Source organism: Rodentibacter mrazii (genome assembly GCF_001998825.1).
GTDB classification, from domain to species: Bacteria; Pseudomonadota; Gammaproteobacteria; order Enterobacterales; family Pasteurellaceae; genus Rodentibacter; species Rodentibacter mrazii.
This window is the reverse complement of the sequence record NZ_MLHG01000075.1, coordinates 1-14,968: the sequence shown is the minus strand read 5'-3', so window position 1 is coordinate 14,968 and position 14,968 is coordinate 1. Positions and strand designations below refer to the sequence as shown.

Here is a 14,968-nt window from a genome sequence, read left to right as displayed (position 1 = left end):
ATGGGACGGAAGTATAACAAAAATGAGTAGTAATTGTTAATGGGGTAATAGAAGAAAAACATTTATAACTAAGTGAAGGAAGCTCAGCGAAAAGATAATGGAATAAACATATAAATTTTCCTTTATTTTTCAAGTTATATGAATTTCGTTTTTTTCTTAAACAAAACACCTATAGTGTGGTAAAGAACTGAAGAAATATTATGAAGTTTGGGGCTGATTGGTTCGGCCCCATAAATTAAAGAGTCAGTGATGGGTTACGCAGGATTATCAATATCCTTAAATTCCACATCAAAGCCATATTCTTTTGATAGCCACTCGCCTAGTGCTTTAATTCCGTAACGTTCGGTAGCGTGATGACCGGCTGCAAAGAAATGGATACCTTGTTCACGGGCGGAGTGGATGGTTTGTTCCGATACCTCTCCGGTAATAAAGGCGTCACAACCTTGTGCCGCAGCTAGGTCGATATAACCCTGTCCTCCCCCGGTACAGATACCGATTTTGCGCATAAAGTGCGGTCCGTTTTCGGTACAAATTAACGGTTTACGTTGAAGAATCCGTTCAATACGGGCGGCAAATTCTGTTGCCGTTATTGGCTCATTCAGTTCTCCCCAAACGGGAATACTTGGCGTACTACTTTCTAGCGGACGTAAGTTTTCAATCCCTAAAAGTTTGGCGAGTTGAGCGTTATTCCCTAATTCCGGATGCACATCTAAAGGGAGATGGTATCCGTACAGGTTAATGTCATTGACTAATAAGGTTTTGATTCGTTTACCTTTCATGCCTCGAATACAAGGATTTTCGTTTTTCCAAAAATACCCGTGATGTACCAGCAAGGCATCGGCTTGTTGTTCAACCGCATAATCAATTAAGGCTTGGCTGGCGGTAACACCGGTGATGATTTTTTTTATGTCTGTTTTGCCTTCTACCTGTAAACCGTTCGGAGCATAATCGGAAATTTGGTTTGAATTGAGTGTTTGGTTGAGAAGCTGCTCGAGTTCAAGATTATTCATAAATAAAAGAGAAATGAGAAAAAGATGGGGTATAGTACGAAATTTAAAAAAAAATGGCTAGTACAAAAGTTTGTTGGAAACATTGTACTAGCCCTGTTTTACGCCTTACTTTTTTATTCAATACCCACTAGTTTATGAGTTTGTAAACTTAATTGCCATTTGGGTTTATTCGTGCGCTGATTGAGTTTGCCTAACTGAGTAATTGTTTCCAGTAGATTCATTTTCCCCTCTATTTCACAAGGGGAGAGATAGTAATGAGCAGCCTGAATTTTTTGTTCAATTAATTCACAGAAGGAGAGGATGTTTTCATCTGCGACAATACGTACTTCATTGGCAAAATCAATGCACTGTTTTTCGTATTTGTGCGTATAAAGTCGTTTGGGGCTGGTTGCGATGTAATCTATTTGCGGCGGAACGGGTTTTAAACCGTTAGTTTCTATCGCCAGAAAATAACCAAGTCTTTTAAACTGTTCAAGTAAGATTTCAAGTTTTGGCACGATGGTTGGTTCGCCACCGGTGATGATAATATTCTTCGCTGAAAACGACCGCACTTTTGCCAAAATTTGCGAGGCTGATTGACGTTCAAATTGATTATAAGATGTGTCGCACCAAGGGCAGGCAAGATTACATTTACCAAAACGAACAAAAATGCTAGGCATCCCTGTATTGAAGCCTTCCCCTTGCAGACTTTCAAATATTTCGACAATATTAAAGTGCGGTTCTGAATCTGAAACAGCTGGATTTTTCACCGCACATTACTCCGAATATTCACAAAAAGAAGTAGGCGTTTCCCATAAACGAATGGCAGAAACAGCTAATTTTTCATCATATTTTAAACGCTTGAAAATAAAACGGGCCATTTCTTCAGCGGTAGTGCGAAAAGGTACGGCAAAGGTTTTTGAATTTAATTCTTGCAATAATGCGGCAATTTTACTTTCCCGTTCACTGGTTTGATCGTAAATAAAGGCATGATCCATGGGGTCTAAAACAGCTTTTTTCACAATATTTTTTAAATCGGAAAAATCCATAACCATAGATTTTTTCGCACCGCAATGAACTAAATCTTTGCTGATTTCTACTTGTAATTTGTAAGTATGCCCGTGTAGGTTTTGGCATTTTCCATCGTGACCATCCAATAAATGCGCCATATCGAAGCTAAATTCTTTTGAAATTTTAAACATTGGCACCGCCTTTTTGTGCTAAATATTCTGCCAAACCGTTTTCGCGTAATTCGCAACTCGGACATTTTCCGCAGCCGCCTTCTACGCCCTCATAGCAAGTGTGCGTGTGGTCGCGCACATAATCCAGCGCACCTAGCTCATCGGCAAGCTGCCAGGTTTGTGCTTTGGTGAGATACATTAAAGGTGTTTTAATGTTGAATTGATAATCCATGGCAAGATTGAGCGTAACATTCATAGACTTGACGAAAACATCACGGCAATCCGGATAACCGCTAAAGTCTGTTTCACATACCCCCGTGATGATGTCTTGAATCCCTTGCCCCTTCGCATAAATTGCGGCATAAAGTAAAAATAAGGCATTTCGACCATCTACAAAGGTGTTTGGAAGTTCGTTGTTTTTTTGTTCGATTTTAGTTTGTTGATCGATTAAAGCGTTATGGGTAATGGCTTTTATAACGGATGTATCAACCAAGGTTTGCTTTATGCCAAGATCTTGGGTAATCCACTGTGCTTTTTCTAGCTCAATGGCGTGTCGCTGGCCATATTGAAAAGTGATAGTTTCGACATTTTCTTTGCCGTAATCGGCTATGGCTTGAAATAGACAGGTGGTGGAATCTTGCCCACCGGAAAAAATTACGACCGCTTTACGGTTACGGTTTGGGTTTGAAATATTCATTTTAGTACCTAGTTTTGTTTAGGGCGCAGTTATATTTTAATGCGCCCATGTAGGAGGTTTGCGAACTACATAAGGCGTGCATTGTAGAGGGGATGGCGTATTTTATCAAGTTATTACCATGCTTTTTGGCAAATATCAGCTATTTGAAATGAATGATAAGATGATTTTAGATAGATCGAATTTTTACGGAAGTGGTGGGCATGCCGAGATTATGTTAGAATCCGAAGCAATTTAATCACAGTAAACAAAGGTAGATGTCATGAAGAAATTATTATTCGTTGTTGTGGGAGCATTGCTTCTTTCTGCTTGTGCCAATAAGGACGTGTATTTTAACGGTTCGGAAGGATCTCATTCCGGGATGAAATTTGATAAAAACACCCGTAATTGGGGAGTAAATCGTTAAGGTAAACGGTTAAAGTGCGGTTAATTTTAACCGCACTTTTTATTGCTTAGAATTATTGTTCGGAATCGCTATCTTGTGATAGTTCTTCTTCATCTACATCACACACGCGCTCAAGACTAACAACATTTTCGTTTTCTGCAGTACGGATTAAACGCACACCTTGTGTGTTACGACCCACAATACTGACCTCACTTACACGGGTGCGAACAAGCGTACCGGCATCAGTGATTAGCATAATTTGATCGGTTTCTTCCACTTGGGTTGCGGCGACCACTTTCCCGTTGCGCTCGCTCACCTTAATAGAAATGACACCTTTAGTATTGCGTGATTTTGTCGGATATTCGCTTAATTGTGTGCGTTTACCGTAACCGTTTTGGGTTGCGGTCAAGATTGCACCTTCGCCTTTTGGAATAACCAAGGAAACCACTTTGTCGATATTGAGATCTAAGGAATCTTCTGCATTTTCATCAGAAACTTCTTCAATTTCGACCGCACTTTCATCTTCTGAAATATCGTTTGTTAAGGCGAGTTTAATACCTCGAACTCCGGTTGCTAAACGCCCCATTGCACGTACCGCACTTTCAGAGAAACGCACTACACGACCTTGAGAAGAGAACAACATAATTTCATTGTTGCCATCTGTAATATCGACGCCGATAAGTTCATCTTCATCACGTAAATTCAAGGCGATGATACCGCTTGAACGTGGGCGGCTAAATTCAGTGAGGGCGATTTTCTTCACCACGCCGCCTGCCGTTGCCATTACCACAAATTTATCTTCTTCATAGGCGGAAACCGGTAGGATGGCGGTGATACGTTCATTTTCTTGTAATGGCAGAATATTCACAATTGGACGACCGCGGGCCCCACGGCTGGCTTGTGGAAGTTGATACACTTTTAGCCAATATAAACGCCCGCGACTTGAGAAACAGAGGATCGTATCATGGGTATTGGCAACCAGTAGTTTTTCAATGAAATCTTCTTCTTTCATCTTCGTGGCAGATTTTCCTTTCCCGCCACGGCGTTGCGCTTCATAATCGGTCAGCGGTTGATATTTCACGTAACCTTCATGGGAAAGTGTCACCACCACATCTTCTTGAGCGATAAGATCTTCTAAATCAATATCGCCCGAAGCCGTGGTGATTTCCGTTAAGCGTTCGTCACCAAATTGTGATTTCACTTCTTCTAATTCTTCACGGATCACTTCCATTAAGCGTTCGGCACTGCCCAAAATATGAAGAAGGTCGGCAATTTTTACCAATAATTCTTGGTATTCTTTCACTACTTCTTCAAAAGCGATGCCGGTTAAACGGTGTAAGCGAAGTTCTAAAATCGCATTGACCTGTGCCGGTGATAAATAATATTGTTCGCCTTGAATGCCTAGGTTTTCCTCAAGATCGTCCGGACGGGCTGTGATATCAAGCAAATTGATAATATCGCCATGCAATGCCCAAGAACGTGAACTAATAGCGTTAGCGGCTTCCTCTCGGTTTTTGGAATTGCGGATAATGGCGATCATTTCATCAATATTAGAACGCGCTACTGCTAAGCCTTCTAAAATATGGGTACGCTCACGGGCTTTACGAAGTTCAAAAATCGAACGACGAGTGACCACTTCACGGCGGTGTAACACAAAGGCTTCAATGATTTCTTTCAGATTGAATAAACGTGGCTGACCGTGATCCAAGGCAACCATATTGATACCAAAGGTGACCTGCATTTGGGTGAAAGAATAAAGGTGGTTTAATACCACTTCACCTACGGCATCGCGTTTGATATCGATCTCAATGCGAATCCCTTCTTTGTTGGAAAGATCGGTAATATTGCTGATACCTTCAATTTTTTTCTCGCGAATAAGCTCGGCAATTTTTTCCACCAATTTTGCCTTGTTTACTTGGTAAGGCAATTCAGACACGATAATTTGTTCGCGACCTTTATCATTGGTTTCAACAGTCGCCCGCGCGCGAACATAGACCTTACCACGACCGGTACGATAGGCTTCTTCAATACCCTTACGCCCATTGATTAAGGCGGCGGTAGGGAAGTCCGGCCCCGGAATATATTGCATTAATTCATCAATAGTGATGTCATTGTTACCAATATAAGCCAAACAACCGTTTAATACTTCATTTAGGTTGTGAGGCGGAATATTGGTTGCCATCCCTACGGCAATACCGGACGAACCGTTTGCAAGCAGTGCCGGAATACGGGTAGGCAACACATCAGGGATCATTAATTCGCCATCATAGTTTGGTGAAAAATTGACGGTTTCTTTATCCAAATCCGTGAGCAATGCCTGCGTAATTTTTTGCATACGTACTTCGGTATAACGCATTGCCGCAGGCGCATCGCCATCAATCGAACCAAAGTTACCTTGCCCGTCCACCAACATATAACGCAGTGAGAATGGTTGTGCCATACGGACGATAGTGTCATACACGGCAGAATCACCATGAGGGTGATATTTACCGATAACGTCCCCGACGACACGAGCCGATTTGACATATTTTTTATTTGCCGTATTGCCCTCGCGATCCATTGAAAACAATACGCGACGATGTACGGGTTTTAAACCGTCACGTACATCAGGTAAAGCTCGTCCGACAATCACAGACATGGCATAGTCAAGATAGGAGGATTTGAGTTCTTCTTCAATATTGACAGGGGTAATTGAGGATTGAATTGAATCCGTCATGGGTATTCCTTTTTCGATCAAAAAATTGTGGGAATTATAGCATAAGAGAGGACTTTTCCCTAGTTTTTCCCATGAAAAACGGTGCTTTATCTGTGATAAAACACCGTTTTGGTAAAATTGCCGTCAAACAGACCGCACTTTTAAACTTATTGCACTAATAAATAAAAATTATTTTCTCCACGTAAGATATTTAATGCCACAGCAGACGGTTTTCCCTCTAAAATTTTACGTAAATCTTGAGTTGATTCTACCGCTTGGCGGTTTACGCCAATGATAATATCACCGGTTTTCAAACCGCGTTGAGCCGCAAGGGAATTCGGTTGAACTTTAGTGATTTCAATCCCTTTTATTCCTTTCGCATTGTAGTTATTTAATTCTGCTCCGTCTAAGGCACGCAATTCAATATTGCTTGCACTCAATCCTTTGCCGTTATCCGCTTGCAGTTTCACTTTAACATCTTGTGATTTACCGTCTCGCAAATAGGTTAGCTCAATTTCTTTGCCGGCACCGGAAGTGGCGATTTTAGCCCGCATTTCCGCAAAACTTGAGATTTTTTGACCGTTCATTGCGGTGATCACATCACCGGCTTTAATGCCGGCTTTTTCCGCAGCGGAATTAGGTAATACTTCACTCACAAATGCACCTTGTTGCGCATTCACGTTAAATGCTTTGGCTAAATCGGCATTTAATTCACCGCCTTTAATACCGAGTAAACCGCGACGTACTTCACCAAATTCTAAAATTTGTTGAACGATATTGTTTGCTTGGTTACTTGGAATTGCAAATGCAATGCCGGCATTACCGCCGCTTGGTGAAATAATCGCCGTGTTGATACCGATTAATTCGCCGTTTAAGTTCACCAACGCACCGCCTGAGTTACCACGGTTTACTGCCGCATCAGTTTGAATGTAATTTTCATACGCACCGCTGTCGGAACCTGTTGAACGGCCTAATGCGGATATAATACCGGAAGTCACGGTTTGCCCTAAGCCGAATGGGTTACCGATAGCAACAGTGAAATCACCTACACGTAATTTATCGGAGTCGGCAAATTTAAGTGCGGTCAAATTTGACGGTTTTTCAATTTGAATTAACGCAATATCCGACTGTTCGTCTTTTCCGACTAATTTTGCTTTAAATTCACGTCCGTCTTGTAAAGTAACGTTGATTTTATCTGCATCGTTAATCACATGGTTATTGGTTAGCACATAACCTTTATCCGCATTAATCACGACACCGGAGCCCAGACCACGAAAGTTACGCCCGCTACCGCGATTGCCAAATTGTTCGGCGAATTGATCGCCAAAGAAAAATTTAAATTCTTCAGGAATATCATCAGGTAGGAAAGAACGGCCGCTATTTTTTGCTTTACCTTCCACTGAAATTGTGACTACTGAGGGTTGTACTTTTTCAAGCATGGGAGCAAGGCTATTTTGCTGGTTTACCACAAAACTCGGCAGGTTCGCCTGCACACTCACAGACGTACCTAAAACGCTTAAACCTAATGCAATACCGGTTAATATAAAATGTCTTTTTTTCATAGAATCTCCAAGTAAAACGATCTTTCTTGTGAAAGAGAAAAGTTCATACCTAAATGGTGTTTCATCAGACAAAGGAATAAATGAAATGTTCAAGAAAAACAAGGTATTTGAGAAAAAAATTAAAAAAAGTGCGGTCAGAATTGAAATTGTTTTTTCTGACCGCATTTAGAGTTGTTTAATGATTTTCTTTTTCTGTTTTAAGTAACCCTGACGAGCCTTCAGAATAATCCAGCGGCGGTTCATTTTGCGGTTTATCTACGGCGGTGATTAATTGTTGTGTGAATAAACCTTTTGGATTTTCCCCTAATAAAGCGTCGGAAGAGTTAGCATAATGACGATAGAGTTTTTGATAATCGCCGATGAGGGTTTTAAATAATTCCGCACTTTCTGCGAAATGTTTTTCGAGTTGTTGATTTTGGCTTTCAAGTCGGGCTTTCACCGCTTTTAGCTCTGTTTCCGTTTGAACTTGCTGTTTTACCGATCCTTTGGTTAAACGTAAAATTAAATAGCCGAGGATAACCCCCACCGCTAAACCGATACCGGCAGTTTGCCACATTTCAGTTGTCCACGCTTGCATAGTTTACTCCTTATATTTGTTGTTTATTAAAGTATTTGAATGGTAAAAAGCATTGTAAGAAAAATGAAAAAAAATTTCTTTGCTACGGATCACAAATTTAATATTTAAACCGCAGCGGTAATCACAATTTCCACTTTCCATTCCGGCATGGCTAATTTGGCTTCAACGGTCGCACGGCTTGGCGGGTTTGAACGATCAACCCATTCATCCCAAGCTTGATTTAATTGTTCATAATCTTTCATATCGGCAAGAAAAATTTGTGCATTGAGAATATTGCCTTTGTGCGATCCTATTTCGGCAAGCAATTTATCAATGAGAGAAAGTACTTCTTTCGTTTGTTCGTAAGCGTTTTTTTCAAGGGTTTCTTCCGGCACTTGTCCGGCAAAATAGGCAATGCCGTTATAAATAGAAACTTCGCAAAAACGTTCGCTGGGATGAGTTCGTTTAATCGTCATAATATTTTCCTTTAAAACTAAACCGATTGTATTCTAAAGGGTGGCTAAGGCTTTGTAAATTCGAGTTTAGCGGAGTAGAATATTCGAGAATTATTCTCACTTATGTCTAATATGAAACTCTTAATTTCTAATCAACATGGTGCCGTTGTCATGGCATTATTACCTTTCTTTTATGGAATGTTGCTTAGCCGTCCTGTGTGGGCGCATGCCTTTTTATTAATTGCATGGTTCTCGCTTTATTTGATGTCTTACCCTTTTTTAAATTTGTTTAAAGGCAAAAATATCGAACAATATCGAAAATGGACTCTCATTTATGGGGTCGCCACGCTTGTTTTTGCTTTCCCCGCATTGCTTTATAACGGACAGGTTCTTTATTTTATTGTGCCAATGTTGCCCTTTGTTTTCGTGAATATTTATTATATTAAACAAAAAGATGAACGTAATTTATTGAATGATCTTGCCGGTATTGCTATTTTTGCTCTTGTCGGAATGGGCGCATATTATTTTTCCGACCGCACTTTTGATATGAAAATTTGGTGGGTTGCCATTTATCCTTCATTGTTTTTTATCGGCACGACAATTTATGTGAAATCAATGATGCGTGAACGGAAAAATCGAAAATATTTACGGGCATCCATTCTTTTTCACTCTTTCCTTGTAGCATATTTTGTCGTAACGGGACAATTTTATCTCGCATTGGCATTTTTTATTGGCTGGCTTCGTGCAATTTATTTACCGCATAAGAAACTTTCTGTTAAACAAATCGGTCTAACGGAGTTCTTAATAACAGCTATTTTCTTTATATTTCTTTTACTCGGCACATTAACAGGATAATTTAATGAAAAAATCACTCGTTATTTTTACCGCACTTTGGGGACTTTCAAGCGCTTTTTCGAGCTATGCTGAAGAAGAGAAAATGAAAGACAAATTAACGGATCAACAACGTATGAATATTGCACAGGATTTTGCCAATAAACAGGATTGGCGATCTGTATTTGAAATTATGCAACCTCTCGCTTTGGAAGGAAACGTCCAAGCACAGGGTAATTTGGGGATGCTTTATAACCTTGGTCGCGGCGTGGAGAAAAATAAAGAAAAGGCTTATTGGTGGTTTAGTGAAGCGGCAGAGATGGGAAGTATTCGAGCCATTAATAATTTGGCGATGATGTATTACAGCGGCGATTATGTGAAAAAAGATATTCCACAAGCCATAAAATTATTTGAAACCACAGCAAAAGCAAAAGATTTGGATGCCATGATGATGTTGGCTGAAATTTATCTGAAACAAAAAGATGAAACAAAATCTTTTGAATGGGTTAAAAAAGCCGCCGATTTAGAGAATCCGGATGCCAGATTGCGTTTGGGGATTTACTACGAAAAAGGTATTGGTACCTCAATGAATAAACCTCTTGCGGCATTAATTTATCGTGAGATTTTGGTTTCAAACGGCATGCCGAATGAAATTAAACAAGTAGCTGAGCAAAGATTAAGGAATCTTTACTGAGCATAATATCCCTTAACAATAAGAATATTTTTTATGAAAAACACACGTTCCCCCCTATTTCCAATCGTTATTTTTGTATTTATCAACCTTATTATTTTTTCTTTATCCCGCTTGGGCTTATCTTTATGGCAAATGGAACGTGTTTCCTCCGTAAATGGTTGGGAGACGTTATTCCTACAAGGATTACGTATTGATGTAGTGGCATTATGCTACTTATTCGGTGTACCGGCATTATTTACGGTATTCTTCCACAGCAGCAATTTATGGAAAAAGCCCCTACGGATTTGGCTAACATTCGGTAGTGTCTTCATTATTTTTATGGAAATTGCTACGCCTGCATTTATTGAAACTTATGATTATCGACCAAACCGCCTGTTTATTGAGTACTTAATTTATCCTAAAGAAGTCTTTTCGATGCTGATGGAAGGGCATTTAAGTGCGGTCATCTTTAGCCTCGTTTTTACTGCCTTAGCTACACTGATTTATTGGAAAATATCCGGTTGGGCGGTGAAAAATTTACGCACAATGAGTTGGAAAGTTCGCCCAATTATAGCATTGGTGGTAATTGGGGTGAGTTTTATCGGCGCGCGTTCAAGTCTCCAACACCGTGGGATTAATCCTGCTATGGTGGCATTTTCTTCCGATGGATTAGTGAATTCTTTAGTATTGAATTCAGGTTATTCGGTAATTTATGCAGCACAGCAATTCAAGGATGAAGAAAAATCCTCTGAAATATACGGCAAAATGGATACGGATGAAATGTTACGCATCGTAAAATTAAATCGTAACAGATCTATGGATGACTATGTTTCTGAAAAATTCCCAACATTAACTAAAAATACTGCGACTTATCAAGGTAAGCCTAAAAATATTGTCATCATATTACAAGAAAGTCTTGGGGCGCAGTTTATCGGTACGTTGGGCGGTAAACCCCTTTCACCAAATATTGATAGATTAGCCAAAGAAGGGTGGTTATTTGAAAATATCTATGCTACGGGAACCCGCTCCGTGCGAGGCATTGAAGCGATAACCACCGGTTTTACGCCAACGCCAGCTCGTGCAGTGGTCAAACTCAATAACGCACAAAATAATTTTTTCACCATTGCCGATTTTTTAGGTAAACAAGGTTATGAAACTTCGTTTATTTATGGCGGTGAAAAGCACTTTGATAATATGGCAAGTTTTTTCTATGGCAATGGATTTAAAACGATTATTGATCAGCAAGACTATAAAAATCCGAAATTCACCGCCACGTGGGGAGTAAGTGATGAAGATTTATTCGATAAAGCGGATGAAACTTTTACAAAGCTGCAAAATGAGGGAAAGCCTTTTTTCAGTCTCGTATTCAGCTCCAGTAATCACGATCCTTTTGAGTTTCCGGACGGCAAAATTGAACTCTACGAACAACCTAAAGCCACGCGAAATAATACGGCAAAATATGCAGATTATGCCGTTGGGCATTTTTTCAATTTAGCGAAAAAATCCAATTATTGGAAAGATACGATTTTCTTAGTGATTGCTGATCATGATTCAAGAGCTGCCGGTGCCTCACTAATACCAATTAAAAATTTCCGGATTCCGGCATTAATTTTAGGTGAAGGGATTAAAGCACGTCGTGATAAGCGTTTAGTTAGCCAAATTGACATGCCTACAACATTATTGTCTTTAGCAGGCGTGAGTGGTAATTATCCTATGATTGGCTATGATTTAACGCAAAATGTCAATCCTGATCGTGCCATTCTGCAATTTGATCAAACGCAGGCGTTAATGAAAGGAAACCGTGATGTGGTTATCCAAATGCCAAACAAAACCGCACAAGGTTATTATTATGATAAAGCCACAGAAACATTGACCGTAAAAAATGTATCGGAAGAAATGAAAAAAGAAGCACTGGCGTATGCTTTGTTGGGAAGTTATTTATACAAAAATCGCTTGTATCAAACAGGAGATGAAAATAAGTAAAGTGATGGGTAAAAATAGTGGGCATGAAAGCTCACCATCACAACATTATAAATCAAAAGTTTGAATTAAATTTACATGTAAGCGAACCTCAACATTACCGCGAACCGCATTAGAGTAAGGGCAAACCTCATGGGCTCGTTGGATTAACGTACGTGCTTCTTCCTCATTTAAGTCTGCAACGGTAATGGTAATGTCTAAATCTAAGCTAAATACGCCATCTACCTTCTGACCAATTCCCACGGCAACGTTGGTCGAAGATTTAGTTGGTTTTAAACCTAACGTTGGCGCAACGTGATTCATTGCACTATCAAAGCACGCCGCATAGCCCATTGCAAAAAGTTGTTCTGGATTCGTGCCTTGCTTACCGCTTTCGTTTTGAAATCCAACTAAATCAAACCCGATTGAATGGTCATCAACTTGAGTATGTCCATCACGTCCACCCGTTGCAGTTGCTGAAGTTTTGTAAAAGATTTTCATCGTTTTTCCTCTTTGTTAAGTTACTTAAGATAGGGTTATTTTATTGAGTTTAAATTTGAAGTGATATAATATTCCTGCAAAATACTTGCCTATTTCTACAAATTATTATGTTTTCTCCCTCCTTTATTCAACGTATTTTAAATGTTATTCCTCATAACGAAACCTATATTTCTCAGATTAAAGGATTGATAATTCGTCATTCCGATCGACCTTTTTCTTATGAGGGGATTATCCAAGAACCCAGTATTTGCATTGTATTAACAGGTGAAAGAGAGGTTCAACTTGGCGATCAATGTTACCAATTTAATAGCCAACACTATATGTTTTGCCCCGTAAATGTACCCATGTGTGGTGAAATTAAACAAGCAACGGTAAATGACCCGTTTTTAGTGATGTCGCTGAAAATAGATATTCCAATGGTTCAAAAAATTCTTTGGGGGCAAACCACACTTCCTATCTCAAAAAATGAAAGCAAGGACGGCTTTGGAAAATGGAAACTTGATCAAAATTTAGGGCAGGCTTTTGAACGGCTTTTGCTCTTGCATGAAAATCCAAAAGATATTGATTTTCTTGCACCTTTAGTTCAACAAGAAATTTACTATCGTCTGTTAACGGGTGAACAAGGTCAAAAGCTCAAACAAATGGCAAGTATTGATTCAAATACACATAAAATTGCGAGGGCAACGGAATATTTACGCCAACATTTGCAAGAAATCGTTATGATTGAGACGCTTGCAGCATTATGTGGCATGTCGATTTCCAGCTTCCACAGCCATTTCAAAAAAATAACAACAATGTCGCCACTTCAATATCAAAAATCTTTGCGTTTAATGGAGGCCAAGCGATTGATTGTGCAGGAAAATCGCCTAGCCAGTGAAGCGGCATTTCAAGTGGGATACGAAAGTGCGAGCCAGTTTAGTCGAGAGTATAAACGGAAGTTTGGTTGTTGCCCAAAAGATGAGGTGAAGCTCAGAGGTAAAATTATTGAAACTCGCACATTATAAACTTTTAAACGCTACCTTATTTTTTTAAATCGGTGTTATGAAACCGTTTAACCGAATTTTTAACCGCACTTTTTCCGGATTATTCTTTGTTATCTTTCGCTAAACCTACGCCAACATAACCACGTTCACGCATTATTACTTCTTTTGATTTACGTATCATGCTTTCGATAGTCGTACCTTGCACGAGAATAGAGAAAGTTACGACGGCATAGGTCATTCCTAAAATAAGATCACGCACGTCCATATTTAAGCCTTCAATATAAGATTGCCCCATCGGAATAGAAAGTGCCATTGCGAGAGCCAATCCTCCGCGTAATGCCCCCCAAGTAAGCACTTGTAGGGTATAAGGATTGTACTTGCGATAGCGTTTCATCACTTGGAAGGGAAGCCACACACTGATGTAACGACAAATCAAGCAAACGGGAATTGCAAGGGCAATCAGAATTAAACCTTGCCATGAAACATGAATCAGTAGAATGGCTAAGCCGATTAAAATAAATAAAAGTGAATTTAGGAAGTGATCGATCATTTCCCAGAAATGATTGAAATAATGCCGGCTTTGTTTTGAAAATCCGGTGTAGCGTGTCCAGTTACCGATTAAAATTCCGGCTACAACCATGGCTAGAGCACCGGAAACATTGAGTAAATTCGCTAACATAAAACCGGCTGTGGGGATTGTCAGGGTTAATAAAATCTCTAACGAGCCGTCATCGGTTGCAGAAATCAAATAATGCGCAAGTAAACCGAGAACAAAACCAAAAGCAATACCACCTAGTGCCTCTTTGAAAAAGAGGTGTAATACACCGCCGGCAGTCGGTTCTTGCCCTCCGAAGGCAACAGCAAAAACAGTAGTAAAAATCACTAATCCGATCCCGTCATTAAATAAAGATTCACCTTCAACCTGCATGGCTAAACGTTTTGGTGCTTTTAAGTTTTTAATAATGGCGAGTACGGCGATGGGGTCGTCAGGGGAGATTAATGCACCGAATAAAATGCAGTAGATTAAATCGATATGCCAGCCGAATAATTGACTGATACCATAAAGCATAAAACCGATAAAGAAAGTAGAGGCAAAGGTAGAAAAGAGCGCGAAGGTGGTGATTTCCCATTTTTGATTTTTTAATACCGGCAGTTTAATGCCTAATGCACCGGCAAAAAGCAAGAAACCGAGAATACCGTTTAGTAAGAAATCTTTAAAATTAATTCGTTCAACGACTTTTATTGCAATCTCATCTAAATTAAACCAATTTAAATATCCTAATAAAACTAATATTAACGATCCCATCATAGAAGTGGCGGTGATCGCAATAGTGTATTGAATATTGTCGTTGATCTTTCGTGTAATAAAACTAATTAAAATGGCGATAGCGGCAAGAAAACAGAGGTAGGTATATGTATTCATGGTTTAGTTCCAAACTAGGATATAGTAGGTATGATTAAATTAAGTGTTTGTCTAGTATAAGCAAACTGCTATCATTTATAA

The 14,968-nt window shown here is 39.6% G+C and carries 14 protein-coding genes and 1 pseudogene; 5 read left to right on the top strand and 10 right to left on the bottom strand.

From position 1 onward, the window contains the following. Positions 1 to 254 precede the first annotated feature (254 nt). From BKK47_RS10415 to queC, 4 genes are all read right to left on the bottom strand, one after another. Positions 255 to 1,010: a Nif3-like dinuclear metal center hexameric protein gene (locus BKK47_RS10415; protein ID WP_077494771.1), complete on the bottom strand. Its 756-nt coding sequence runs from the start codon at positions 1,008 to 1,010 to the stop codon at positions 255 to 257. 113 nt (positions 1,011 to 1,123) lie between these two features. Beyond that, entirely contained in the window at positions 1,124 to 1,759 is a 636-nt protein-coding gene (locus BKK47_RS10410; protein WP_077494770.1) for a 7-carboxy-7-deazaguanine synthase QueE, read from the bottom strand. A 6-nt stretch (positions 1,760 to 1,765) separates the two neighbouring features. Then, on the bottom strand, positions 1,766 to 2,191 hold the full coding sequence (gene queD / locus BKK47_RS10405; RefSeq protein ID WP_077494769.1) for a 6-carboxytetrahydropterin synthase QueD: 426 nt from the start codon (positions 2,189 to 2,191) through the stop codon (positions 1,766 to 1,768). After that, positions 2,184 to 2,867 carry a 7-cyano-7-deazaguanine synthase QueC gene (gene queC / locus BKK47_RS10400; protein ID WP_077494768.1) on the bottom strand — a complete coding sequence of 228 codons (684 nt, stop codon included), beginning with the start codon at positions 2,865 to 2,867 and terminating at the stop codon, positions 2,184 to 2,186. The genes queD and queC overlap by 8 nt, the downstream gene beginning before the upstream one ends. Positions 2,868 to 3,126: 259 nt before the next feature. Between queC and BKK47_RS12600 the strand changes: the two genes are divergently transcribed. Next, a complete protein-coding gene (locus BKK47_RS12600; RefSeq protein WP_167366179.1) occupies positions 3,127 to 3,270 on the top strand; it encodes a hypothetical protein in 144 nt (47 codons plus the stop codon). Between the two features lie 52 nt (positions 3,271 to 3,322). On the opposite strand, the gene gyrA is transcribed toward BKK47_RS12600, so the two are convergent. The 4 genes from gyrA to BKK47_RS10380 all read right to left on the bottom strand — a co-directional run bounded on the left by gyrA (position 3,323) and on the right by BKK47_RS10380 (position 8,538). Further along, positions 3,323 to 5,965 carry a DNA topoisomerase (ATP-hydrolyzing) subunit A gene (gene gyrA / locus BKK47_RS10395; protein ID WP_077494767.1) on the bottom strand — a complete coding sequence of 881 codons (2,643 nt, stop codon included), beginning with the start codon at positions 5,963 to 5,965 and terminating at the stop codon, positions 3,323 to 3,325. A 146-nt stretch (positions 5,966 to 6,111) separates the two neighbouring features. Beyond that, positions 6,112 to 7,506, bottom strand: a complete 1,395-nt coding sequence (locus tag BKK47_RS10390; protein ID WP_077494766.1) for a DegQ family serine endoprotease — start codon at positions 7,504 to 7,506, stop codon at positions 6,112 to 6,114. Positions 7,507 to 7,681: 175 nt separating this feature from the next. Beyond that, entirely contained in the window at positions 7,682 to 8,083 is a 402-nt protein-coding gene (locus BKK47_RS10385; protein WP_077494765.1) for a Z-ring associated ZapG family protein, read from the bottom strand. Between the two features lie 104 nt (positions 8,084 to 8,187). Then, entirely contained in the window at positions 8,188 to 8,538 is a 351-nt protein-coding gene (locus BKK47_RS10380; RefSeq protein ID WP_077494764.1) for a RidA family protein, read from the bottom strand. Positions 8,539 to 8,649: 111 nt separating this feature from the next. Here BKK47_RS10380 and BKK47_RS10375 point away from each other — a divergent pair, with 111 nt between their 5' ends. From BKK47_RS10375 to BKK47_RS10365, 3 genes and pseudogenes are all read left to right on the top strand, one after another. Continuing rightward, positions 8,650 to 9,372 carry a YwiC-like family protein gene (locus tag BKK47_RS10375; RefSeq protein ID WP_077494772.1) on the top strand — a complete coding sequence of 241 codons (723 nt, stop codon included), beginning with the start codon at positions 8,650 to 8,652 and terminating at the stop codon, positions 9,370 to 9,372. 91 nt (positions 9,373 to 9,463) lie between these two features. Continuing rightward, positions 9,464 to 9,901 (top strand): annotated as a pseudogene (locus tag BKK47_RS10370) (tetratricopeptide repeat protein); the annotation flags it as partial. A gap of 174 nt (positions 9,902 to 10,075) precedes the next feature. Further along, positions 10,076 to 12,004 (top strand): LTA synthase family protein, encoded by a 1,929-nt coding sequence (locus BKK47_RS10365; RefSeq protein ID WP_077494762.1) that lies wholly within the window; start codon positions 10,076 to 10,078, stop codon positions 12,002 to 12,004. A 45-nt stretch (positions 12,005 to 12,049) separates the two neighbouring features. Here the strand turns inward: BKK47_RS10365 and BKK47_RS10360 are convergent, their stop codons facing one another. Further along, positions 12,050 to 12,481, bottom strand: coding sequence for an organic hydroperoxide resistance protein (locus tag BKK47_RS10360; RefSeq protein ID WP_077494761.1), 432 nt, complete (start codon positions 12,479 to 12,481; stop codon positions 12,050 to 12,052). Between the two features lie 107 nt (positions 12,482 to 12,588). Here BKK47_RS10360 and BKK47_RS10355 point away from each other — a divergent pair, with 107 nt between their 5' ends. Beyond that, the gene (locus tag BKK47_RS10355; RefSeq protein ID WP_077494760.1) at positions 12,589 to 13,485 is read left to right on the top strand and encodes an AraC family transcriptional regulator; all 897 of its coding nucleotides are present in this window, start codon (positions 12,589 to 12,591) and stop codon (positions 13,483 to 13,485) included. 79 nt (positions 13,486 to 13,564) lie between these two features. Here the strand turns inward: BKK47_RS10355 and BKK47_RS10350 are convergent, their stop codons facing one another. After that, positions 13,565 to 14,887 (bottom strand): cation:proton antiporter, encoded by a 1,323-nt coding sequence (locus BKK47_RS10350; RefSeq protein WP_077494759.1) that lies wholly within the window; start codon positions 14,885 to 14,887, stop codon positions 13,565 to 13,567. Positions 14,888 to 14,968: the final 81 nt, after the last annotated feature.

What these genes read in the sequence shown, in the direction of transcription:
- gyrA (WP_077494767.1), bottom strand. Translation starts at nt 5,965, where the DNA reads ATGACGGATTCAATTCAATCCTCAATTACCCCTGTCAATATTGAAGAA.
- BKK47_RS10360 (WP_077494761.1), bottom strand. Translation starts at nt 12,481, where the DNA reads ATGAAAATCTTTTACAAAACTTCAGCAACTGCAACGGGTGGACGTGAT.
- BKK47_RS12600 (WP_167366179.1), top strand. Translation starts at nt 3,127, where the DNA reads ATGAAGAAATTATTATTCGTTGTTGTGGGAGCATTGCTTCTTTCTGCT.
- queC (WP_077494768.1), bottom strand. Translation starts at nt 2,867, where the DNA reads ATGAATATTTCAAACCCAAACCGTAACCGTAAAGCGGTCGTAATTTTT.
- BKK47_RS10355 (WP_077494760.1), top strand. Translation starts at nt 12,589, where the DNA reads ATGTTTTCTCCCTCCTTTATTCAACGTATTTTAAATGTTATTCCTCAT.
- BKK47_RS10350 (WP_077494759.1), bottom strand. Translation starts at nt 14,887, where the DNA reads ATGAATACATATACCTACCTCTGTTTTCTTGCCGCTATCGCCATTTTA.
- BKK47_RS10380 (WP_077494764.1), bottom strand. Translation starts at nt 8,538, where the DNA reads ATGACGATTAAACGAACTCATCCCAGCGAACGTTTTTGCGAAGTTTCT.
- BKK47_RS10375 (WP_077494772.1), top strand. Translation starts at nt 8,650, where the DNA reads ATGAAACTCTTAATTTCTAATCAACATGGTGCCGTTGTCATGGCATTA.
- BKK47_RS10390 (WP_077494766.1), bottom strand. Translation starts at nt 7,506, where the DNA reads ATGAAAAAAAGACATTTTATATTAACCGGTATTGCATTAGGTTTAAGC.
- BKK47_RS10415 (WP_077494771.1), bottom strand. Translation starts at nt 1,010, where the DNA reads ATGAATAATCTTGAACTCGAGCAGCTTCTCAACCAAACACTCAATTCA.
- BKK47_RS10385 (WP_077494765.1), bottom strand. Translation starts at nt 8,083, where the DNA reads ATGCAAGCGTGGACAACTGAAATGTGGCAAACTGCCGGTATCGGTTTA.
- BKK47_RS10365 (WP_077494762.1), top strand. Translation starts at nt 10,076, where the DNA reads ATGAAAAACACACGTTCCCCCCTATTTCCAATCGTTATTTTTGTATTT.
- queD (WP_077494769.1), bottom strand. Translation starts at nt 2,191, where the DNA reads ATGTTTAAAATTTCAAAAGAATTTAGCTTCGATATGGCGCATTTATTG.